Source organism: Herbaspirillum hiltneri N3, from assembly GCF_001267925.1.
Taxonomy (GTDB): domain Bacteria; phylum Pseudomonadota; class Gammaproteobacteria; order Burkholderiales; family Burkholderiaceae_D; genus Herbaspirillum; species Herbaspirillum hiltneri.
This window is the reverse complement of the sequence record NZ_CP011409.1, coordinates 2,953,912-2,975,871: the sequence shown is the minus strand read 5'-3', so window position 1 is coordinate 2,975,871 and position 21,960 is coordinate 2,953,912. Positions and strand designations below refer to the sequence as shown.

Below are 21,960 nucleotides of genomic sequence, written 5' to 3'. Positions count from 1 at the left end.
CTTCCATGAGCATCATCAAACTCAGAAACTCCAAGCGCTGGAAAAACGGCGGTCTCTATCCCATCCTGGTCTGCCTGTGCGGTTTTGTGGTGGCGTTCGTGCTGCGCTATGTGCTCAGTTCGGTGGTCGATGAATCGATGTCGATGCTGTTCTTCGCCATCAACTGCATCATCATGAGTTACTTCTTCGGCTACGTGTATTCGTTCGGATTGCTGGTGATGGCGATCCCGACGGCGCTGTATTTTTTCCGCAAGCCGTACTACATGATGGATGGCCTGGGCAGCAAGGACGTGTTCCTTATCGTGGTCTACGGCAGCATCGTGATGCTGGCCGCGATTATCATCGAATGGTTGCAGCGCGAGCGCTATTCGGCGGTCTTGCAGCAGCGCGTCTCGGAAACCCGCTACCAGATGCTGATCGAGTCCGATCAGGCGCGCCGCGCCGAATATGCGGAACACTTCGCGGCGGTGAACAAACGCCAGCAAGAGGAATCGACGGCACCGGTGACGTCCGACTCGGCGCCGATCCAGGACTGAGTTATCGGCGTAGTTGCAGGCTTAGTTGCGGACTTAACTGCAGGCTTAGTTGCAGATTCAGTTACAGCGCGAGTTACTTCAGCAACAGCTTGCGCAGCGTCGCCACGGTGTAGTCGATTTCGGCTTCGGTGGTGTAGCGGCCCAGGGAAAAACGGATCGCGCTGTGCGCCAGCGCTGCAGGCCGGCCCAGCGCCGTCAGTACATAAGACGGTGCGGCATTGGCCGAATTACAGGCCGATCCGGCCGACACCGCGATATCCAGCAGTTGTCCCGCCACGGAAATTTCCCCGTCCAGGTCGAAACTCACATTGAGGTTGTGCGGAATGCGCGCCGTTGCGGAGCCGTTCAGCACCACGCCGGGCAAGTCCTTCAATCCCTCCCATAAACGGTCACGCAGGGCGCCGATGCGCGCGGCCTCGGTGTCCTGCAAACTGGCCGCCAGCGCAAAGGCTTCGCCCATGCCGACGATCTGGTGCGTCGGCAATGTGCCGGAGCGCATGCCGTTTTCATGGCCGCCGCCGTCAATCTGGGCTTCCAGCCTGAGTGCGGGATTGTGGCGTACGAACAGGGCGCCGATGCCTTTGGGGCCATAGATCTTGTGCGCGCTGAACGACATCAGGTCCACCTTGAGCACGGCCAGATCAATCGCGATCTTGCCGACCGCCTGCACCGCATCGACATGAAACAGGATGCCGCGCGCGGCGCAGATTTCACCAATCGCTTCAATCGGCTGTATCACGCCGATTTCATTGTTGACCATCATGACCGACGCCAGGATGGTGTCGGGGCGCAGCGCTTCCGCGAATTGCCCGGCGGTGATCAGGCCGTCGGCCTGCGGCTGCAGAAAGGTGACGTCGAAGCCGGCGCGTTCCAGCGTGTGCATGGTGTCGAGCACCGCCTTGTGTTCCGTGTTGACGGTGATCAGATGCTTGCCGCGACCGGCTGCCCGCAGCGCGTGGGCGGCACTTTTCAGCGCCAAGTTGTTGGATTCGGTGGCGCCCGAGGTCCAGACGATTTCGCCGGCCTTTGCGCCGACCAGCGCGGCGACCTGCTTTCGCGCCTTCTCGACTGCAGCCTTGGCTTCCCAGCCGAATGAATGGGAGCTGCTGGCCGGATTGCCGAATTTCTCCGTCAGGTAGGCAACCATGCGCGTGGCCACCAGCGGATCGACCGGCGTCGTCGCGGAATAGTCGAGATAGATGGGGAATTGCAGCGGTACCTCGGCGGTCGCGGCAATCGGGTTGGTGGCGGAGGAAGCGGTCATGGCGATGAGTCCGGAGAAAAGATGCGCTTACGGTACGATGAAATTAATAGATGAAAAACGAATATAAAAGAATTTCATTATTCGATTATGTAATTTAAGGCTGGAGGGACTGACATGCCTGGATATCGCCTGTGAAGCCCGATATGTCCGTTCTTAAGCTGATTTTCATCTTAACTTATGCAAAATGATTATACTTAATCAGAATAAATATACGCCTATAATCCGAAAATAATATAACTCCTTCTCGTATGGACTTAAATCAACTGGAAGCCTTTTCGGCGGTGATGACCATCGGCAGCGTGACCGGCGCCGGGCGCAGCCTTGGCCGCTCGCAGCCCGCCGTCAGCAAAGCGCTCCAGGATCTGGAAGGTGAACTCGGTTATGCCTTGTTCGACCGCAACGGTCCGCGCGTGACGCCGACCGACAAGGCATTCCTGCTGTACGAAGAGGTCGAGCGCTCGCTGGTCGGCCTGCGCACGATCCGCGAACGCGCGCTGGAAATCGGCCGCGAAGAGCGCCAGCCCATCCATCTGGTGGCGACCCCCGCGCTGGCCTCGACCATTGCACCCGCCGCGCTCAAGCTGATTGAAAAGAACGGCTTGCCCGAGCACATCCATCTGCGCAGCGCCTCGGCCGAGCAGGTTGTGCATTCGGTGCTGCATCGTACGGTGAGTCTCGGCCTGACCAGCCTGCCGGTTGCGCATCGCGGCCTCGATCTGCATTGGATCGGTCAGGCGCCGTGCGTGGCCGTGCTGCGCGCAGATAGCCCGCTGGCTGCACTGGATGTCATTACCGTCGATGTCCTGCGCGGCGAACGTGTCATCACCATGTCCAACCGCTACCGCCTGCGCCAGCGCATCGACATGGCGCTGGCGCAGGACAAGCCGCTCGACGTCGCCATCGAAACCAACACCTCGTTCAACGCCGTCATGGCGGCGCGCGCCGGATTGGGCGTGGCGCTGGTCGAACCGATGACCGCACTGGGCATGCCGATCGAAGGCCTCGCAGTGCGCCCGCTGGCGGTCAATATTCCGTTTTACTTCGGCGTCGTCACGCCGTTCGGCAAGCCCGTGGGCGCCGTCACGCAGGCGCTGATCGAGGCCATCGAGACGGCGGCGCGCAATATCCTGCACGGTTTCGTCCGGCGCGACGCCGGCGATCACGACGATTTGCTGTAACGGTCCGATGAACAACGTAATAGCAATAACAAGAGCAAGCAGCATGCAGACATACAATTCATATTCGGCGGTATCGACATGGGAAGGGCGCTCATCGTGAATCAAGCGACGACCTCGGCAGCAAGCGGGCTGGCGGCATTGGAAGCCCGCCTGCAGCAAGACCTGGCCTGGCTTGAGTTGCCGGCCAAATCCTGGGTGCCGCCCAGGATGGCGGACGATCAACCGGTACTCGACGTCGCGGTCATCGGCGGCGGCCAGGCCGGCATGGCGGCAGCGGTGTCGCTGCTGCACCTGGGCATCAACGCGGTGATTTACGACCAGTCGCCGGCCGGTTTCGAGGGGCCGTGGGCGACCACCGCGCGCATGGAGACCCTGCGTTCGCCGAAGAAGCTCACCGGCCCGGCGCTGGGTTTCGCCGCGCTGACTTTCCGCGCCTGGTTCGAAGCGCAATTCGGGCTCGAAGCCTGGGAAGCGCTGGACAAGATCCCGCGTCTGCAATGGATGGATTATCTGCGCTGGTATCGCAAGGTGATGGCGCTGGACGTCCGCAACGATCATCGCATAGAGCTGATCCAGCCGCGCGCTGATGGCCTGGTCGAGCTGCATGTCGTTGTGCCGTCCGGCAAATCGGTGGTGCTGGCGCGTCGCGTGGTGCTCGCCACGGGCCGCGACGGCCTCGGCGGCGCGCTGGTGCCGTCGCTGGCGGAAAGCCTGCCGCGCGCCTTGTGGGCGCATTCTTCGGATGCGATGGATTACGGCAAGCTGGCCGGCAAGCGGGTCGGCGTCATCGGCGCCGGCTCGTCGGCCATGGACAGTGCGGGAACGGCGCTGGAGTCGGGCGCCGAGCGGGTCGACATCCTGATCCGCCGCACCGAACTGCCGCGCATCAACAAAGGCAAGGGTTCGGGCAATCCCGGACTGACCGCCGGCCACGTGAATCTGCCGGATGAGTGGAAATGGCGCATCCGCCATTACGTCAACGTCCAGCAAGTCCCGCCGCCCAGCGGCAGCGTGCAGCGCGTGTCGAAGTTCTCCAATGTGCGTTTCATTTTCGGCGCGCCCATCGAGCGGGTGGACGTCATCGCAGGCAAAGGCAGCGACAGCCTGCGCGTGCGCACGCCGCGCGGCGTATTCGATCTGGACTTCCTGATTTTCTCCACCGGTTTCCGCGTCGACTGGACCGTGCGTCCCGAGTTCGCCGTGATCGCGCCGCATATCCGCACCTGGCGTGCGCGCTACATGCCGCCGCCGGGCGAAGAAGATGCGGAGCTGTCCGATTCGCCCGACCTTGGCCAGGCGTTTGAATTCCGGCAAAAGCAGCCGGGCGGTTTGCCCGGGCTCGAGCGCATCCATTGCTTTTGCTATCCGGCCACCATCACGCACGGAACGCTGTCGGGCGACATCCCGGCCATCAGCGACGGTGCGCAACGGCTGGCGCAGGGCATCGCGTCGCTGCTTTACGGCGAAGACGTCGATACGCATTACCGCAACCTGCAGGCCTACGCCGAGCCGGAACTGATCGGCGACGAATGGACGCCATCCGAGCCGACCGCCGAAGAACGCGAAGGACTGAAGCGATGAGCGGCGCCATTTTGCGCAGCGTCTTGCAGGCGCTCGCGGTGCTGCTGCTGATGACGGTGATCGTCTTCTTCGGCTTGCACATGATCGGCAATCCGGTCGACACCCTGATCGGCCCCGACGTCGACCAGGTCGATCGCCTGCGCATCATCAAGGAGCTCGGCTTCGACCAGCCGATCTGGCGCCAGTACCTGGCCTTCCTCAACGGCGCGCTGCACGGCAACCTCGGCAACAGTTTCGTCTACAACGAACCGGCCATCAAACTGATCTTCCAGCGCCTGCCGGCGACGCTGGAGCTGGCCTTCGCGGCGCTGATTCTGGCGGTGCTGATCGGCATTCCGCTGGGTCTGCTGGCGGGCCTGTTTCCGGAAAACGTCTTTTCTCGCATGATCATGACCGGCAGCATCCTCGGCTTTTCGCTGCCGACCTTCTGGATCGGCCTGATGCTGATCATGGCCTTCAGCGTTTCGCTTGGCTGGCTGCCGTCGGGTGGGCGCGGCGAGACGGCCGGGCTGTTCGGCGTGCAATGGTCATGGCTGACGGTCGACGGTCTGCGCCATCTGATCCTGCCGGCGCTTAACCTGTCGCTGTTCAAGATATCGCTGGTGATCCGGCTCACGCGCGCCAACGTGCGCGAAGTGCTGCCGATGGATTTCGTCAAGTTCGCCCGCGCCAAGGGGCTGGCGCCATTGCGGGTGGTGCTGATGTACGTGCTGCGCAATACGCTGATTCCGCTGGTGACCATCCTCGGGCTGGAGTTCGGCTCGACCATCGCGTTCGCGGTGGTGACCGAGAGCATCTTCGCCTGGCCCGGTTCCGGCAAGCTGATCCTCGACAGCATCAATGCGCTCGACCGTCCCGTCATCGTGACCTACATGATGGTGATCGTCTGCTTGTTCGTCACGCTTAACCTGATCGTCGACGTGCTCTATAAACTGCTGGATCCGCGCGTGCGGGTCGAAGCGGAGGTGGCGGCATGAGCCAGGCACCCGTCAACAAAACAGCACCGATGACCCGGCAGGAAGTGCGCGCCAAGGTTGCCGCCTTGTCGGCATTCCAGCCTCCACGCCGCGAATCGCCGTGGCGCGGCGTCTTGCGCAGTTTCATCGCATCCAGGACGGCGATGTTCGGTCTCGCCGTCGCCGCGCTGCTGATGATCGCGGCGCTGGCCGCACCGTGGCTGACGCCGCAGAATCCCTACGACCTGATGCAACTCGACGTGCTCGACGCGCGCCTGCCGCCCGGCACGGCCAACGGCCTCGGCACCTATACCTACTGGCTGGGGACGGACGGGCAGGGGCGCGATCTGTATTCCGGCATCCTGTACGGCCTGCGCATCAGCGTCGGCATCGGCGTCGGTTCGGCGCTGCTGGCCGGCGTGATCGGCACTTTGGTCGGGTTGCTGGCGGCGTATGCCGGCGGCAAGGTCGATGCGCTGCTGATGCGTCTGGCCGATCTGGTGCTGTCGTTTCCCTCCATCCTGGTGTCGATGCTGATCCTGGCGTATCTGGGCAAGGGCATCTTCAACGTCATGGCGACGCTGGTGGTGCTGGAGTGGGCCTACTACGCCCGCACTGCGCGCGGCCAGGCGCTGGTCGAGCGGCAAAAGGAATACGTCGAAGCCGCACGCGGCCTGGGCGTCTCGGGCTGGCGCATCATGGTGCGCCACATCCTGCCGAACTGCCTGCCGCCGCTGATCGTCATCGGCGCCTTGCAGATCGCGCGCGCCATCACGCTGGAGGCGACACTGAGCTTCCTCGGCCTCGGTGTACCGATCACCGAGCCGTCGCTGGGCCTGCTGATTTCCAACGGTTATCAATACATGTTGTCGGGCGAATACTGGATCAGTTTCTATCCCGGCATCGCGCTGCTGATCGTGATCGTGGCGATCAACCTGGTCGGTGATCGCCTGCGCGACGTCATGAATCCGAGGTGGCAGAAATGAGCGCGCACGACTCCGTTCCTACTCTCGAAGTTCGCAATCTGCGTACGCATTTCCACACGCCCGCCGGCGTGCTGCCGGCGGTTGACGACGTCTCGCTGACGCTGGAACGCGGCCGTATCCTCGGGCTGGTGGGCGAGTCTGGTTCGGGCAAGACCGTGACCGGCTTTTCCATTCTCGGGCTGCTGGATGCGCCGGGCCGGATTGTCGGCGGGCAGATATTGTTCCAGGGCCGCGACCTGGTGACGCTCGACAAGAAGACGCTGCGCAGCCTGCAGGGTAATCGCATCGCCATGATCTTCCAGGACCCGATGATGACGCTGAACCCGGTCCTGCGCGTGGAAGCGCAGATGATCGACGCCGTGCTCGCGCACAGCAAGATCAGCCGCGAGCAGGCGCGTGAACTGGCGCGCGATACCCTGGGATCGATGGGCATCGCCAGTCCGGACGAACGGCTGCGCGCCTATCCGCATCAACTGTCGGGCGGCATGCGCCAGCGCGTGGCGATCGCCATCGCCTTGCTGCACAAGCCAGACCTGATCATTGCAGACGAGCCGACCACTGCGCTCGACGTCACCATCCAGGCGCAGATCCTGTCGGAGGTGCAAAAGCTGGCGCGCCTGAACGGCACCGCGCTGATCTGGATCACGCACGATCTTTCGGTCGTGGCGGGACTGGCGGACGACATTGCGGTGATGTATTCCGGCCGCATCGTCGAGCAAGGCACGGTCGCCGAGGTGCTTGATCGCCCGCAGCATCCTTATACCCAGGGTCTGATCGGCAGCCTGCCGGGCAACAACCGGCGCGGTCAGCGGCTGCGCCAGATTCCCGGCCTGACGCCGAACCTGCTGCACCTGCCGCCGACCTGCGCGTTCGCGGCGCGCTGCGAGCGGGTCAGCGAACAGTGCCTGACACGGCCGGAAATCACCGAGCCCTTGCCGGGCCATCTGGTGCGCTGTTTCCACCCGGCGATACAGCCCGAAACAGTGGAGTTGCAGCATGGATAAGCAGATCGAAAATACCGTCCCGCTGATCGACGCGCGCGGCATCGTCAAGCGCTTCGGCGAGCGCAAGCCGCGTCCGTTCGAGCGGCAACTGTCGGCGCGCGGCTGGATGCGTCCCGCTGCCGTGACGCAAGCGCTTGACGGCGTCGACCTGCATGTGATGCCGGGAGAAGTGGTCGGCCTGGTCGGCGAGTCGGGTTGCGGCAAGTCGACCCTGGGCCGCATCGTCAGCGGTTTGCTGGCGCCGTCGATGGGCGAGGTGCTGGTCGACGGTGTCGATCGCAAGGACTTCAGCGCACAAGATACCCAGGCGGCGCGGCGCAAGGTGCAGATGATCTTCCAGAATCCCTACGCCAGCCTCAATCCGCGCCTGCGCGTCGACCAGATCGTCGGCGAAGCGGCGCTGATTCACGGCATGGCCGACAAGGCCGGTCTCGATGATTACGTCAGCGCGCAACTGCTGCGCGCGGGGCTCGATCCGGAGCTGCGCGACCGCTATCCGCACCAGTTCAGCGGCGGCCAGCGCCAGCGTATCGGCATCGCGCGCGCGCTGGCGGTGCAGCCGGCAATGCTGGTCTGCGACGAAGCGGTGGCGGCGCTGGACGTGTCTATCCAGGCGCAGATCCTGAACCTCTTTTCGGACCTGCGCGAGCAGCTCGGGCTGACTTATCTGTTCATCAGCCACGATCTCGGCGTGGTCGAGCACGTGTCGGATCGCGTGGTCATCATGTATCTGGGGCGCATCGTCGAGAGCGCCGCGGTCGACGAACTGTTCGCCCGTCCGAACCACCCGTACACCCAGGCCTTGCTGGCTGAAGTGCCGCGCCTGCAGGCGCGCAACAAGTCCTTCACGGCGATCAAGGGCGAAATCCCGAGTCCGCTCGATCCGCCGCCGGGCTGCCATTTCAACCCGCGCTGCCCGCATGCGATGCCGCGTTGCCGCACGGAGGTCCCGGCGTTGAAAGAGGTCGCGCCGGGACATCGGAGCGCCTGTCATTTGAACGATCAGTAACAGCTAAAGAAGTAGTTTTATCCCACCCCACCCGAGGATGATGAACATGAAGAAAACCGTACTTTCCAGCCTTCTGGCCGTCGCAATGCTGGGCTTCGGCCCGGCCGGCGCGCAGACCCTGAACATCGCGTTCGCCGATCCGCTGTCGTCGCTTGATCCCCAGCTCAACAATCATGCGGGCGACCGCTCCGTCGACCTGCATTTCTGGGACCTGCTGGTCGAGAACAACTACAACAAGCTGCAACCGGGCCTGGCCGCCAGCTGGAAGAACATCGACGCCAAGACGTGGGAGTTCAAGCTGCGTCCCAACGTCAAGTGGCAGGACGGCAAGCCGTTCACCGCCGAGGACGTGATCTTCTCGTACCAGCGCGCACGTGCGGTGCCGGGCAGCGTGGCGACCTTCGCCGGTTACCTGCGCACGGTGGAGTCGGTCACTGCGAAAGATCCGCTGACGCTGATCATCAAGACCAACATCGCCAATCCAGACCTGCCGCTGAACCTCGCCTCGGTGCATATCGTCAGCAAGCACGTCGGCGAGAAATCGCAGACCGAAAACTACAACAGCGGCAGCGCCATGGTCGGCAGTGGTCCATACAAGTACGTGTCTTACACGCCGGGCGACCGCGTCGTGATGGAGCGCAACAACGATTACTGGGGCCAGAAGCAGATCTGGGAAAAGGTCAACTATCGCTACATCAACAACGCCGCCGCACGTACGGCAGCCTTGTTGTCCGGTGACGTCGACGTGATCGACAAGGTGTCGGTGTCCGACCTTGCCAAGCTCAAGCAATCGCCGAACGTCAAGGTGTTCCCGTACAACGGCTTGCGCGTCCTGCTGCTGCAACCGACGTTCCATGAAGGTCCGAACCAGTACATCACCGACAACGCCGGCAAGCAGCTCGACAAGAACCCGCTGCTTGATGCGCGCGTGCGCAAGGCCTTGTCGCTGGCGATCAACCGCAAGGCGCTGGTCGACCGGATCCTGCAGGGCGCGGCGACGGAAGCCAATCAATGGATGCCGGCCGATACCTTCGGCTACAACCCGGACATCAAGAACATTCCGAACGACGTCGCCCAGGCCAAGAAGCTGCTGGCCGACGCCGGCTTCCCGCAAGGCTTCAAGCTGACCATCCATGTGCCGAACGACCGTTACCCTCAAGCACCGGAAACCATGCAGGCGGTGGCGCAGTTCTGGACCCGCATCGGCGTGAAGACGCAAGTGGAAGTGCTGCCGTGGGCATCGTATTCGGCGCGCGCCAACAAGAACGAGTTTGCCGTCAGCGTGCTGGCATGGGGCAACGGCACCGGCGAGGCCAGCTATGCGCTGGTCAACGTGCTGGCGACCGCCGACTCCAAGAAGGGCCTGGGCGCGTCCAACTGGAATCGCTACAGCAATCCGGCCATCGACAAAGCGCTGGCCGATTCGACCGCCGAGTTCGACGCCGCCAAGCGTGAAGCGATCCTGCGCAATGCCGCCAAGATCGTTTCCGACGATGCCGGCGTCATCCCGCTGTATCACTATCAGAATATCTGGGCCGCCAAAAAGGGCCTGAAGGTGACGCCGGTCAGCAGCGACCGCACCACCGCGATGATGGTGACGCAGGACAAGAAGTAAGTTCGCAGAGGAGGTGGATATGTCCACGCTGAACATCACCGTCAGTCCCGCTGACGATCTGATCGACGTGCCGCGCCGCATTGTCGTCACGGGGGCGCAGCCGGGCGAGCTGGTGCAGGTCGCCGGCCGCACCGTGCGCGCCGGCGCCGCCTGGCGCAGCAGCGCACGCTTCGTGGCGGACGCGGCGGGTCACGTCGACCTGACGCTGGCGCCGGCAGTGGAGGGCGACTATCAGGGCATCTCGGCAATGGGTCTGCTGTGGTCGCAGGCGCCGGAACAGCCGGGCAAGCGGGAGCTGTTCCATGCCGACGTGCTGCAGCCGCTGACGACTGCGCTGGAAGTCACCTCCGCCTCCGGCCAGGCGCAAGCGGAACTGAGCCAGCGCCTGTGCGCCGGCGGCGTGACGCGGCGGGAAGTGCGCGAGCAGGGGCTGGTCGGGACCTTGTTCCTGCCGGCCGGTCCGGGTCCGCATCCGGCGGTGATGATCCTCAACGGTTCCGGCGGCGGCATCAATGAAGCGCGCGCGGCCTTGTACGCGTCGCGCGGTTACGCGGCGTTTGCGCTGGCATACTTCAAGGCGCCGGGCTTGTCGGATTACATCTCGAATACGCCGCTCGAATACTTCCAAAAGGGTCTCGAATGGCTGCGCGCCACGGTCAGGCCGCTCGGCGATTTTGTCGCGATCAGCGGCCAGTCGCGCGGTGGCGAGCTGGTGTTGCTGCTGGGCGCGACCTTCCCGCGGGACGTCTCGGCGGTGCTGGCTTACGTGCCGAGCGCCTTGGTGCACAGCGGCCAGAACGCCTGCGACCCGGCGATCGGCCGCGAAGGACCGACCTGGCTGCTCGGCGGCAAGCCGCTCACGCACCAGTGGGAAAACAACCGCCACGCCAGCTGGGCGCCGTTCGACGAAGGCGCACCTCCGCATCGCCACGTGCTCGCCATGCTGACCGCCTTGCAGGACAAGGAAGCGGTGGCGAAGGCGCGCATCCCGGTGGAAAAAATCGATGCGCCGGTATTGCTGCTGTCGGCCACCGACGACGGCTCGTGGCCGTCGAGCATCTATTCGAAAATGGTCAGCGACAAGCTGGACGAAGTCGCCCATCCGCACGCCGTGGAGTGGCATGACTACCAGGACGCCGGCCACGCGATCCTGTTCCCGTACGTGCCGACCACGCAGATCAGTTACGCCCACCCGGTGTCCGGACGCATCAGCACCGGCGGCGGCGAGCCGGCCGCCAATGCGCATGCCGACAAGCACTCCTGGCAGCACGCACAGGAATTTCTCAGGAATGCAATCGGAGCGCATCTTGCGCGCTCCGCGCAGCCATCACGAAAGGAAGTCTCATGACGACGCAATTGGAATACAACATCGACAATGATGTCATCGACCGGCTGTCCGGCCTGCAAGCGGGCGGCAGCCTGCACGCTCTGCGCCACCAGCGCGAAAAAGTCGCGGTCGCCTCGCAGGGCAGCTACGACGCCTTGTTCGATCCGGCGCTGGAAGGCATCGGCCTGGATGAACGTCTGCTGGTCGCGCTGTATGCCTGCCGCCTTGCCGGAGCAAGCGACGTCGCCGCGCATTATCGCGCGCGGCTGGACGCCTTGCCGGCCGACGCGGCGCAGATTGCAGTCGCCGCCGGCGGCGCTCCCGAGCAATTGCCGGAAGGTCGCCTGCGCGCCATGCTGGCGTTTACGCGGGCGTTGACGGAACGCCCGGTTGAAGGCGACAAGGCCGCCTTGCACACGCTGCCGGCCGCCGGAATCAGCACGCCCGCCGTGGTCGCGCTGTCGCAACTGATCGCCTTTATTTCGTATCAGATCCGCGTGGTCGCCGGTCTGAAGGCCATGAAACTGGCAAGCAAGGAGCAAGCATGAGCACCGTCATCAAATCGCACGGCTTCACCAACGAAGTACTGGACTGGCAGGCATGGCTCGACGTCATCGACATCGGCCAGGCCAGCGAAGACCAGATCAAGGTCCTGGAAGAGAGCCATCCCAAGGCCAAGACCTCCGACTATTACCTGTTCCTCGGCCATCAGCCGGAAATCCTGCGCCAGCGTTCGGCCGCCTTCAACGCCATCATGTACGCGCCGGGCGGCCTCTCGCGTGCCGAACGCGAACTCGGCTCCCTGGTGGTGTCGCGCATCAATGGCTGCGTGTATTGCGCCTCGGTGCATGCCCAGCGTTTCGAGCAGCTGGCCAAGCGCAACGACACCGTGCAGCAGGTGTTCGACGATCCGTACACCGCCGGCACCGATGCGCGCGAGAAAGCCATTTCGCAGTTTTCCATCGACCTCACCAGGAATCCCAACGACGTCAATGCCGCCGGCATCCAGGCGCTCAAGGAGGTCGGCCTGAACGAGCAGGAAATCCTCGACCTGATCCACTCGGTCGCGATCTTTGCATGGGCCAACCGCCTCATGCTGAACCTGGGCGAGCCGGTGTTTCCGGCGGCCCCATAACCGAGCCGATGAGGAGAACCGCATGCTGATACCAGACACCCTGACTTATGCTGAAACGCACGAGTGGATCCGGCAGGAAGACGACGGCACGCTGACCGTCGGCATCACTGATTTCGGCCAGGACCAGCTCGGGCCGTTGGTGTACGTGCAGACGCCGGCGGTCGGCAGCGTGCTCCGGCGCGGCGCCGACGCAGGCGTGGTCGAATCCAACAAGACCGCTTCCGACGTGCATGCACCGGTGGCGGGCGAGGTGGTCGCCGTGAACGACGCACTCGCCAATACGCCCGAGGCCATCAACGGTGCGCCGTACGAGCAGTGGATTTTCCGGCTGCGACCGACGGAGGCCTTCGACGAATCGCAGTTTCTTGATGCGGCTGCGTACACCAGGATGATCGGCTGATCGCACCGTCCGTCAGGTTTGCCATGCCGGAAAGCCCGCCTTGCGCGGGCTTTTTTATTGGCGATGCATCGCCGCCTGGATGGACCGCCGATAGCCATCCGGCAGATTGACCGGCAAGGCATGCGGAGGAAACGCGCCCACGCGCTTGTGTTCGTGGCTCACGACCGGAGCGTAGGGACCGGTCAGCGTGCAGCGATAGGTGGCGATAAAGACGTGTTTGCCCGGGATCACTTCGAACAGGTAAGTATCGACCGGCGCACCGACGTCGACCTGCAGGTCCAGCTCTTCGCGGATTTCGCGCGCCAGGCATTCGGTGGAGGATTCTCCCAATTCAATCCGGCCGCCGGGCAACTCCCATTCGTTGCGTTCGTTGAGCAGGAGCACGACGTCGCCGTGCGGCGTCAGCAAGACACCCTTGACGGACACCGGATAAGCGGCGGAATGCGCGTCGCTCATTTCCACATCCCGCGCATGCGCGCCGCCACGTCGACGCGCATCTGCCGCGCATCGGGGCGTCCGCTCGGGCCGACTGCGACCACCGGCCATGCGCTACTGGCGAAATGCGGCAGCACGCCGGGCGGAATGAAGCGCGTGCGCGATGCGTAGACATGCCGGTCGCCTTGCGCGTGCTGGCCGCCGGTGAAGAATTTCTGCGGCACCATCAGATGCAGGTCGTCCTTGGCGCGCGTCATGGCGACGTAGAGCAAGCGGCGTTCCTCTTCGATTTCATCAGTGCTGCCGGTAGCCAGATCGGCCGGGATGCAGCCGTCGACAACGTTGAGCACATAGACCGATTTCCATTCCTGGCCTTTGGAAGAATGGATGGTCGACAGGATCAGGTAATCCTCGTCCAGCAGCGGCACGCCCGACTGGTCGCTGGTGGCGTCCGGAGGATCGAGCGTAAGTTCGGTCAGGAAGCGCTCGCGCGAGGGATAGCCGGAGGCGATCTGCTCCAGTTGCAGCAGGTCGGCCTGGCGCGTGGTGGCGTCTTCATGCTTGCGTTCGAGGTGCGGTGCGTACCAGCTGCGCGCATGCGCGATCTCGCCGGGCCAGCCGGTCTTGCCTTGCGCCATGAACTGCAGCACCTCGACGAAGCCGCGCCAGTCGTCGCCGCTGCGTGGCGGCGCCGGCAATTCGGACAACGCGGCAATCGGATCGGCATGCGCCGCCATGGCGTCCAGCACCTTTTGCGCCGAACCCGGACCGACGCCGGGCAGCAACTGCATCAGACGGAATCCGGCCACGCGGTCACGCGGATTTTGCACGAAGCGCAGCATCGCCAGCATGTCCTTGACGTGCGCGCTGTCGAGGAATTTGAGACCGCCGAATTTGACGAAGGGAATGTTCCGGCGCACCAGTTCGATTTCAAGCGGACCGCTGTGGTCGGAGGCGCGGAACAGCACCGCCTGATCCTTCAGCGTGCTGCCGGCTTCGCGGTTCTCAAGTATGCGTTCGACGATGTAGCGCGCCTGGTCGGCTTCGTCGCGCACCGATACCAGCTGCGGCTTGTGGTCGGAGACGCGCTCGGTCCAGAGGTTCTTGGTGAAGCGTTCCAGCGCCTTGTCAATCACGCTGTTGGCCGCGGCCAGGATCGGCTGCGTCGAGCGGTAGTTGCGATCGAGCGTGACGATGTCGGCCGGCGGATCGAAGGCGCGCGGAAAGTCGAGGATGTTGCGCACCGTCGCGGCACGGAACGAGTAGATCGCCTGGGCGTCGTCGCCGACCACCGTGAGGCCCCGGCCGTCCGGTTTCAGCGCCAGCAGGATCGACGATTGCAGGCGGTTGGTGTCCTGGTATTCATCCACCAGCACGTGATCGAAGCGCGCGCCGATGTCGTCTGCCAGCACGCGTTCGCCGATGGTCTGCGCCCAGTACAGCAGCAGGTCGTCGTAGTCGAGCACGTTGTGCGCCTGCTTGGCTTCGACATAGGCGCCGAACAGCGTGCGCAGCTGCGCCTCCCATTCCGCACACCACGGAAAAACCTTGTGCAGGATGCTGTCCAGCGGCGCTTCGGAATTCACTACGCGCGAGTAGATCGCCAGGCAGGTCGCCTTGAGCGGGAAGCGTTTTTCGGTCCTGGACAAGCCCAGTTCATGCCGCACCAGATTCATGAGGTCGGCCGAATCTTCGCGGTCGTGGATGGAGAAATTGGGATCGAGTCCGATCTGATCCGCATATTCGCGCAGGATCTGCGCGCCGATGCCGTGGAAGGTGCCGGCCCAGGACAATGCATCGGCCATGATGCGGCCGTTGGCCCCGAGCGCTTCGCCGCAGATGCGCTGGACGCGGCGCGTCATTTCTGCGGCGGCGCGGCGTGAAAAAGTCATCAGCAAAATGCGGCGTGGATCGGCGCCATTTACGATCAAATGGGCGACCCGGTGCGCCAGCGTATTGGTCTTGCCCGAACCGGCGCCGGCAATCACCAGCAAGGGACGGGCAGGGGGCGCCGCCGGTTGGCCCGGCGTGATGCCGAATTCCACCGCCTGACGTTGTTCGGGGTTGAGTTTCTCCAGATAGTCGACGTTCATCCTGAGCCTTGAGGCGGCGGCAAAAAAGAAGTTATTTTACTGGTTTTTTATACAGTCTCCGGCGGCCGTTACAAAAAAGGGGACGTGAAGAGGGCGCAAAAAGGGCGCTTCCCGGGACACGATTCCGGTCCGGGAAAAATGATTTTCAAAGTGATGAAAGACCGACAATGGATTCTTCCGAACGGCTGCCTATACTGGTCTGGTTGCTCGCGACGCGAATCCGTGATTATGCTGCAATGCCAGAACTGGCGCGGCTTCCAAGCTACTCATGATATTGCAGGTTTGGTGCAGGAAGTGCTTGTGCAAGCCATAAACGTTTGGTTAGAATTTCCCTTCAACAACTTTCCTCTGAGGTGCTGCCATGGATAAGACTCTCGCTTTGCTCGATTGTTTGGTGCAGCTCAAGGAAGCGCAAAATTGCGCCGACGCGTTGCTCTCCGATATTGTTGCCGACGCCGTGCGCGCCAACAAGGGGCGCGGCGGCGTACCGAAGCCGGCCACCCTCAAGGCTTTCCGCAACGCCCTCAAATCCGCCAACACGCATTGCTACCAGGCCGAGCTGATCCTGGCGGAGTTCGACGCCCTGCAAACCATCATGCCGATTGGCCAGCAACAGCCGATACGCACGGTCACTTACAGCGTCTGATCAATCTTCCGCACAGGCCCTCTGCAACGCGGCGTGCGGTCGTGCACGCCCGTCTGCACTGCGGGCGCCAGGGGGTAGCTCCGTTCCTGTAACACACATCAAGCGCGCCGCCGCAGGAACATTCTTGCTGCCCGGCACTCTCACAGGCTGCTCGTTGTTTTTATGGCGGGGCTAGTCCATTCGGGTGACAGACCACGGCGTGGTTTGTGTCTACAATGGTTTGGCGGGCATGCCGCTTGCATTTCGCTTGCATTTGTTTCCTGCAGCGATGGCTACAAGGACGCACCGGTACTTTCCAACCCCAGGCATTTACGGAGGTAAATTGCGGCGCGGATTTTCATTCAAGGCAAAATGGCCCAGGATCCTGATTCAGGATGGCTGGGGCCTGTCCGCCTGCTTCGTGCTGCTGTCCTCTTTGGTGCTGGTGGTCATCTGGGGCATCACCATGACGCACGTCGCCAGCGAAAAGAAGCTGGCCGTGGAAAGCGCCTCCTCCGAAAGCCACAACATGGCTGCCATCATGGCCGCCAATCTCAATGACCGCCTCAGCCGTGCCGGGCAATATGCCGCCGTCGGCAGCAAAGTCCTCGACGGCGACGCGAGCGCGGCCGAGTATCTGGGCCTGCTGTTCAACGGCGACAGCGCCTATGTCCGCGCCGCCGTGTTCGACGCGCAGATGCGGCTGCGCTATTCCTCCGCCGGACTTCCCGAAGAAAGCGAATTCGCGCGGCTGCTGGAACGCGCCTACCCGCAAGCGGCTGCCGGTGCGGAAGCGCCTGAAGCCGGCACGATTTTGTTCGGCAAGACCGACAGCCATAACTGGCGCATGCCGATGCTGATCGCATTGCAGGCGCCGAAGAGCGGCGCGCGCGGCTATCTGGTTGCGATACTCGACTTGGGACGCTTCCTCCACGATTACCAGCAGATCGGCGATGGCTATCTCATCGCGGTCAATGGCGGCACGGGTGCGCCGTTGGTTGCACTCAACGACCGCAGGTTGCTGGTGGGCGACAACAGCGCCGCATTCACTTCCGCCTCCAGCGTCACGAACCTGCAAAAGCTGAGCGCCTATCCGCTCAGCGTGAGCGTGACCATCGATCCCGACGCCATCGTTTCGGACCTGACGCGATCACACTACGAATACGTGCGCTACGCCATCGTCATTTCCATCGCGGTGGTGACATTGACGCTGATCCTGATCGGCATTTCCTATCATCGCAAGAAGCTGTACGAGCGCCTGGCGCGTTCGGAGCGTGAAAAGATCTGTCTCATCGAGCAGCTCGAAAAGGAAAAGACGCGCGCCTACCAGCTGGCCTCGCATGACTACCTGACCGGGATTCCCAACCGCATGCTGTTCAGCGAACTGGCCGGCGCCGAATTGTCGCGCGCCAAGCGCAGCCCCAATCTGTACGCGTTGTTCTTCATTGATCTCGATGGCTTCAAGCCGATCAACGATACGCTCGGCCACGCGGTGGGCGACCTGCTGCTGAAAGCCGTGGCGCAGCGCCTGTGCGCCAGCCTGCGCGAATACGATCTGGTGGCGCGCCTGGGCGGCGACGAGTTCGTGGTCTTGCTGTCCGACATCAAGTATCAAAGCCAGATCGCCGACATCGCCGACAAATTGATCAAGACCGTCGGCGCGCCGTACCTCAACCTCGGCGGCCACGAAGTCGGCACCAGCCTGAGCATCGGTATCGCGCTGTATCCCGACGACGGTCATACCGTCGACGAGTTGCTGTCCAAGGCGGACGCCGCCATGTACGCCGCCAAGAAAGCCGGCAAGGGCGCTTATCGCTTCCACGACAGCAGCGTCCACAGCGGCTTGCCGGGACGCCTGCCGTCGACCGTAACGCGCTACCTGTCAGCCTGACGCGATTTCAGCTGTTTCAGGAAAGCGCGCACCACGGGAGATTTTTCATGCTTGCGCGAAGCCAGCGCGATGGCTCCCGGAATGATCTTCCCCTCGATTTGCCGATACGTCACGCCGGGCATGTTCACGCGTTGCATCACCGACGCCGGGACAATCGCCACGCCCTGACCCAGGGACACCAGCGTCACCACCGCCACCAGTCCGCCCGGGTTGGGCAGCGTGCGCGGTACGAAGCGTCCGCGCCGGGCCACTTCCATGGTGCCAGAAGCCTGCTCCGGCAAGACGAAGTTCGCCGAGGCGAGGGCGACCGCCGGCACGGTTTCGTGCTCCGCCAGCGGTGAGTCCTCAGGCAGCGCCACGACAAAATCGTCCTGTAGCAAGGTGAGGAAAGTGACGTCGGCCGGACAGGGTACCGGCGGCCGGATGAAGGCGAGGTCGAGGCTGCCGTTGCTGACCTGGAGCGGGAGCGTATCCATCGGCGCTTCGACGAGATTGAGCTGCACCAGCGGATGGTCGGCGCGAAAGCGCGCGACTTCGGTTTGCAGCAAGCCGGAATACGCCGCCGAAGCGATATAGCCGATTTCGATACGGCCGATCTCGCCGCGACCGGCGCGGCGTGCGGCGTCTTCGGCGCGCGCAGCTTGCTGCAAGGTACGTAGTGCTTCTTCCCGGAACACTTCGCCGGCCGAGGTCAGGTTCACCGAACGCTTGGTGCGCTGGAACAGGCGGACATCCAGCAGGCGCTCGATTTCCTGGATCTGCTTGGTCAGCGCCGGCGGCGAAATGCCGAGTTGCTCGGCGGCGCGGGCAAAATGCAGCGTCTCGGCGACGGCGGCGAAACAGCGGAAATGGCGAAGCTCCATGGGATCTTTTGATAATTAACCTGAGAGAAATTAAATTGCATTTTAACTGTAACAAGGATAATTATCGGCGGTATTAGAATGGCTCGCATCCAGTCCTTCCAGGAAGTGCATCATGCCTTTGCATTGCGTTCCGCTCCACTCCGTCATCTCGCTTCGCCGCGATCTTTTCTTCGCACATGAATAGCCCATCCATCGCCGTTCGCGACGACTCTGATCCCGGCGACGCTGCACGCCGCCGCAAGGAGCGCAACATCCTGCTGATCTGCTCCAGCGTGTGCGCGCTGATCGTGCTCGACACCAACATCGTCGCCGTCTCGCTGCCGTCGGTGGCGCGTTCGCTGCATGCCGATTTCAGCGACATCGAATGGATCGTCAGCGCCTACATGCTGGCGTTCGCTTCCTTGCTGTTGCCGGCCGGCAGCCTGGCCGACCGCTTCGGCCGAAAACGCATGATGCTGCTCGGCCTCGGCTTGTTCAGCCTGGCTTCGCTGGGCTGCGGACTAGCCTGGTCGACCGGCGCATTGCAGATCGCGCGCGCCGTCAAAGGCGTCGGCGCCGCAATGCTGCTGACCTCCGCGCTGGCGGTGATCGGCCACGTCTTTCACACTGAAAAAGACCGTACGCATGCGTGGGCGGTATGGGGAGCCTGCATGGGCGTGTCGATGACGGTGGCGCCCTTGCTGGGCGGCTTGATCACGCAATTGCTCGGCTGGCGCTGGATTTTCCTGCTCAATTTGCCGGTGTGCCTGTGTCTCGGCACGCTGGTGTACCGGGAGGTTGCGGAGTCCAAAAACGCCAGCGCCACTGCCGCACGGCTCGATCCCTGGGGCAGCCTGCTGCTGAGCGGCGGCCTGGGTTGCCTGATCTGGGCGTTGATCAATGCCAACGCCGCCGGCTGGAGCAGCGCCGCGACCCTGCTGCGCACCGGCGGCGGGATATTGATGCTGGCCCTGTTCGTGCCGGTGGAGTTGATGCAGAAGCGGCCGATGATCGACCTGCGCCTGTTCCGCCATGCGCCTTTTGTCGGCGCAGTGCTGGCGATGTTCGGCTACGCCAGCTCGGCGCAGGTGATGATGACTTTCCTGCCGCTGTACCTGCAGAACGCCTTCGCGTATTCCGCCATCGTGGCCGGTCTGGCGATGCTGCCGTTTGCGCTGGCGATGATGATTTTCCCGCGTGTCGGCGCCGCGCTGACGCGCTACATGCCGCTGCACGGGGTAATGGGACTGGGCATGGCGCTGGTATGCGCGGGCAATGTGCTGGTAGCGATTGCCGCGTACGCCGGGAGTTACTGGATGGTGCTGGCTGGCATGCTGGTCACGGGCAGCGGCGCCGGGCTGCTCAACGGCAACACGCAAAAAGCCATCATGAACTGCGTTCCGCGCGAACGCACCGGCATGGCTTCCGGCATCAGCACCACCACGCGTTTTGCCGCCATCGTACTGGCCATCGCCTGCCTCGGCTGCGTGCTGACGGTGCGCACCGGCAGTTACCTCAAGCAAGGATTGATCGGCGCCAACTTGCCGCAGCCGGGCGGCTTCACCGACGTGGTTGAGCGCATCGTCGCCGGCGACAGCGCGGCCGCCTTGCCGGCGCTCGGCAACAGCCTGGAGGCGCTGCGTATCGCGCAGGCCGGCTTCGCCCACGCATTTTCCTTGTTGATGCTGGCGGCCGCTGCGATTGCCGCGGTGTCGGGCGTGTTGCTGTTCAGGTTGATGGGCAGCCGCAAGGGCGCGCCCGTCGACGCATTACCTGTTTAAGGAGGGAATTCATATGGCGTCGCTGCAATCCAAACGAACAGAGAAGCGTTCTTTCTTCGCCACGCTGGCGGCGGTGTTCTGGTCCTTTGTCGGACTGCGACACTTGGCGGACTATGAGAAGGACGCGACCTCGTTCAATCCGTTTTATGTGATCGGCGCCGGTGTGGTCGGCGTCGGCATTTTCATCGCGGTGCTGCTGGTCGTGGTGAAACTGGTTGTTGCCTAGCAAGGGGCACCAAACTGGCCCTTGCGTCGTTTTGTCTTGAGGGAGTCTTGCCATGGACAGCAAATCCGTACAGCGCTTCTTGCGCACTTATGGCCGAACAGGCAGTGCCGCCGTGCTTCATCGCCAGCGTGCGTCGGCCTTCATATTGGCTACATTGCTGACGTTTTCATTCGCCGCGCACATGACGGAACTGGACAATGCGCTGCTGCGCGTGCTGGCGCAGCTAGGCACTGATTGCGTGTGGTGTTCCGTCACGCCGTATTAAAAAAGCGGCAACAGCTACAGCAATAATTCCTTGGCGAGATCTCGCTTGGGATCGGACGGCGTATCGAATTCCAGCGCCTCTTCCACGTGGTGCAGGTGATGCAGCATCAGCTCGACGGCTTCCTCGACCTTGCCGGCCTTGGCGGCGGCGATGAATGCGCAATGTTCTTCAGTCGAACAGATCGCGTCGCGGGTCGACTGATACAGCATGGTGATCAGCGAACTGCGGCCGGCGAGCTTGACCAGGATATCGGTCAGGACATCGTTGCCGACGATGTTCGCCAGCAGGATGTGGAAGTCGCTCAACAGGGTCGAGCGCACTTGCGGATTGTTTTCTTCGATGGCGCGGCGTTCTTCGCGCAGGTGGGCTTCCAGCGTGGCGTAGTCAGCGGCGGTCGCACGCGCGACGAATTCCCTCACCATGGCAGCTTCCAGCGTGCGCCGCACGAAGAAGATGTTGCGCGTTTCTTCCACGGTCGGCTTGCTCACGAATGCACCCTTGTCCGGGATCAGGTCGATCAGCTTGTCTTTGGCCAGCATGACCAGCGCCGCGCGGATCTTGGTGCGGCTGACCCGGTAGACGCGCGCCAGCGCTTCTTCGCGGAGTTTTGCCCCGGGTGGAAGACGCTGTTCGGCGATGGCGATGGTGATGTCGCGCGCGATCGCTTCTGAACTGTCGGGAGGATGTGCTGCTTCGGTCATAGGATGGACGGTTTTATCGTGTAAGGCGGTTTCGGGCAAGACACCGAATTGTACCCTTGTATTTTTGCCGTCCATCCTGCGACCTCAAGCGGACACGCTATTCAGCAATG

General features: G+C 63.0%; 22 protein-coding genes. 17 read left to right on the top strand and 5 right to left on the bottom strand.

The window, feature by feature from the left end:
- Nucleotides 1–5: 5 nt before the first annotated feature.
- Nucleotides 6–536, top strand: a complete 531-nt coding sequence (locus F506_RS13465; protein WP_053198202.1) for a DUF4118 domain-containing protein — start codon at nucleotides 6–8, stop codon at nucleotides 534–536.
- 73 nt (nucleotides 537–609) lie between these two features.
- Here the strand turns inward: F506_RS13465 and F506_RS13460 are convergent, their stop codons facing one another.
- Nucleotides 610–1,800, bottom strand: a complete 1,191-nt coding sequence (locus F506_RS13460) for an IscS subfamily cysteine desulfurase (RefSeq protein WP_053198200.1) — start codon at nucleotides 1,798–1,800, stop codon at nucleotides 610–612.
- A 248-nt stretch (nucleotides 1,801–2,048) separates the two neighbouring features.
- Here F506_RS13460 and F506_RS13455 point away from each other — a divergent pair, with 248 nt between their 5' ends.
- From F506_RS13455 to gcvH, 11 genes are all read left to right on the top strand, one after another.
- A complete protein-coding gene (locus tag F506_RS13455; protein ID WP_053198197.1) occupies nucleotides 2,049–2,978 on the top strand; it encodes a LysR family transcriptional regulator in 930 nt (309 codons plus the stop codon).
- Nucleotides 2,979–3,074: 96 nt separating this feature from the next.
- A complete protein-coding gene (locus F506_RS13450; protein ID WP_053201594.1) occupies nucleotides 3,075–4,559 on the top strand; it encodes an NAD(P)-binding domain-containing protein in 1,485 nt (494 codons plus the stop codon).
- Nucleotides 4,556–5,536 carry an ABC transporter permease gene (locus F506_RS13445; RefSeq protein WP_053198195.1) on the top strand — a complete coding sequence of 327 codons (981 nt, stop codon included), beginning with the start codon at nucleotides 4,556–4,558 and terminating at the stop codon, nucleotides 5,534–5,536. The genes F506_RS13450 and F506_RS13445 overlap by 4 nt, the downstream gene beginning before the upstream one ends.
- Nucleotides 5,537–5,565: 29 nt before the next feature.
- Nucleotides 5,566–6,501 carry an ABC transporter permease gene (locus tag F506_RS13440; RefSeq protein ID WP_053201591.1) on the top strand — a complete coding sequence of 312 codons (936 nt, stop codon included), beginning with the start codon at nucleotides 5,566–5,568 and terminating at the stop codon, nucleotides 6,499–6,501.
- A complete protein-coding gene (locus F506_RS13435; protein ID WP_053198193.1) occupies nucleotides 6,498–7,505 on the top strand; it encodes an ABC transporter ATP-binding protein in 1,008 nt (335 codons plus the stop codon). The genes F506_RS13440 and F506_RS13435 overlap by 4 nt, the downstream gene beginning before the upstream one ends.
- Entirely contained in the window at nucleotides 7,498–8,514 is a 1,017-nt protein-coding gene (locus tag F506_RS13430; protein ID WP_053198191.1) for an ABC transporter ATP-binding protein, read from the top strand. Before F506_RS13435 ends, F506_RS13430 begins: the two co-directional genes overlap by 8 nt.
- Before the next feature lie 46 nt (nucleotides 8,515–8,560).
- Complete coding sequence (locus tag F506_RS13425) at nucleotides 8,561–10,129, top strand: ABC transporter substrate-binding protein (RefSeq protein WP_053201589.1); 1,569 nt, start codon at nucleotides 8,561–8,563, stop codon at nucleotides 10,127–10,129.
- Between the two features lie 19 nt (nucleotides 10,130–10,148).
- Nucleotides 10,149–11,477, top strand: coding sequence for an acyl-CoA thioester hydrolase/BAAT C-terminal domain-containing protein (locus tag F506_RS13420; RefSeq protein ID WP_053198189.1), 1,329 nt, complete (start codon nucleotides 10,149–10,151; stop codon nucleotides 11,475–11,477).
- Entirely contained in the window at nucleotides 11,474–12,004 is a 531-nt protein-coding gene (locus F506_RS13415; RefSeq protein WP_053198187.1) for a CMD domain protein, read from the top strand. The genes F506_RS13420 and F506_RS13415 overlap by 4 nt, the downstream gene beginning before the upstream one ends.
- A complete protein-coding gene (locus F506_RS13410) occupies nucleotides 12,001–12,591 on the top strand; it encodes a peroxidase-related enzyme (RefSeq protein WP_053198185.1) in 591 nt (196 codons plus the stop codon). The genes F506_RS13415 and F506_RS13410 overlap by 4 nt, the downstream gene beginning before the upstream one ends.
- A 22-nt stretch (nucleotides 12,592–12,613) precedes the next feature.
- Nucleotides 12,614–12,991, top strand: a complete 378-nt coding sequence (gene gcvH, locus F506_RS13405) for a glycine cleavage system protein GcvH (RefSeq protein WP_053198184.1) — start codon at nucleotides 12,614–12,616, stop codon at nucleotides 12,989–12,991.
- Between the two features lie 54 nt (nucleotides 12,992–13,045).
- Here the strand turns inward: gcvH and F506_RS13400 are convergent, their stop codons facing one another.
- Together F506_RS13400 and F506_RS13395 are read right to left on the bottom strand one after the other, a co-directional pair.
- Nucleotides 13,046–13,447: an NUDIX hydrolase gene (locus F506_RS13400; RefSeq protein ID WP_053198182.1), complete on the bottom strand. Its 402-nt coding sequence runs from the start codon at nucleotides 13,445–13,447 to the stop codon at nucleotides 13,046–13,048.
- A complete protein-coding gene (locus tag F506_RS13395) occupies nucleotides 13,444–15,519 on the bottom strand; it encodes an ATP-dependent helicase (RefSeq protein WP_053198180.1) in 2,076 nt (691 codons plus the stop codon). Before F506_RS13395 ends, F506_RS13400 begins: the two co-directional genes overlap by 4 nt.
- A 361-nt stretch (nucleotides 15,520–15,880) precedes the next feature.
- On the opposite strand from F506_RS13395, the gene F506_RS13390 reads away from it, so the two are divergent.
- Both F506_RS13390 and F506_RS13385 read left to right on the top strand, forming a co-directional pair.
- The gene (locus tag F506_RS13390; RefSeq protein ID WP_053198178.1) at nucleotides 15,881–16,165 is read left to right on the top strand and encodes a hypothetical protein; all 285 of its coding nucleotides are present in this window, start codon (nucleotides 15,881–15,883) and stop codon (nucleotides 16,163–16,165) included.
- A gap of 322 nt (nucleotides 16,166–16,487) precedes the next feature.
- The gene (locus tag F506_RS13385) at nucleotides 16,488–18,035 is read left to right on the top strand and encodes a GGDEF domain-containing protein (RefSeq protein ID WP_053198176.1); all 1,548 of its coding nucleotides are present in this window, start codon (nucleotides 16,488–16,490) and stop codon (nucleotides 18,033–18,035) included.
- On the opposite strand, the gene F506_RS13380 is transcribed toward F506_RS13385, so the two are convergent.
- A complete protein-coding gene (locus F506_RS13380; RefSeq protein ID WP_053198174.1) occupies nucleotides 18,020–18,898 on the bottom strand; it encodes a LysR family transcriptional regulator in 879 nt (292 codons plus the stop codon). The two genes, F506_RS13385 and F506_RS13380, sit on opposite strands and share 16 nt — an antisense overlap.
- Before the next feature lie 176 nt (nucleotides 18,899–19,074).
- Between F506_RS13380 and F506_RS13375 the strand changes: the two genes are divergently transcribed.
- The 3 genes from F506_RS13375 to F506_RS13365 are packed head-to-tail and all read left to right on the top strand — an operon-like array spanning nucleotide 19,075 to nucleotide 21,149.
- Complete coding sequence (locus F506_RS13375) at nucleotides 19,075–20,658, top strand: MFS transporter (protein WP_083457871.1); 1,584 nt, start codon at nucleotides 19,075–19,077, stop codon at nucleotides 20,656–20,658.
- A 13-nt stretch (nucleotides 20,659–20,671) separates the two neighbouring features.
- A complete protein-coding gene (locus F506_RS13370; RefSeq protein ID WP_053198172.1) occupies nucleotides 20,672–20,884 on the top strand; it encodes a DUF2970 domain-containing protein in 213 nt (70 codons plus the stop codon).
- Between the two features lie 52 nt (nucleotides 20,885–20,936).
- Nucleotides 20,937–21,149, top strand: coding sequence for a hypothetical protein (locus F506_RS13365; RefSeq protein WP_053198170.1), 213 nt, complete (start codon nucleotides 20,937–20,939; stop codon nucleotides 21,147–21,149).
- Nucleotides 21,150–21,163: 14 nt separating this feature from the next.
- On the opposite strand, the gene F506_RS13360 is transcribed toward F506_RS13365, so the two are convergent.
- Entirely contained in the window at nucleotides 21,164–21,850 is a 687-nt protein-coding gene (locus tag F506_RS13360; protein WP_053198168.1) for a GntR family transcriptional regulator, read from the bottom strand.
- Nucleotides 21,851–21,960: the final 110 nt, after the last annotated feature.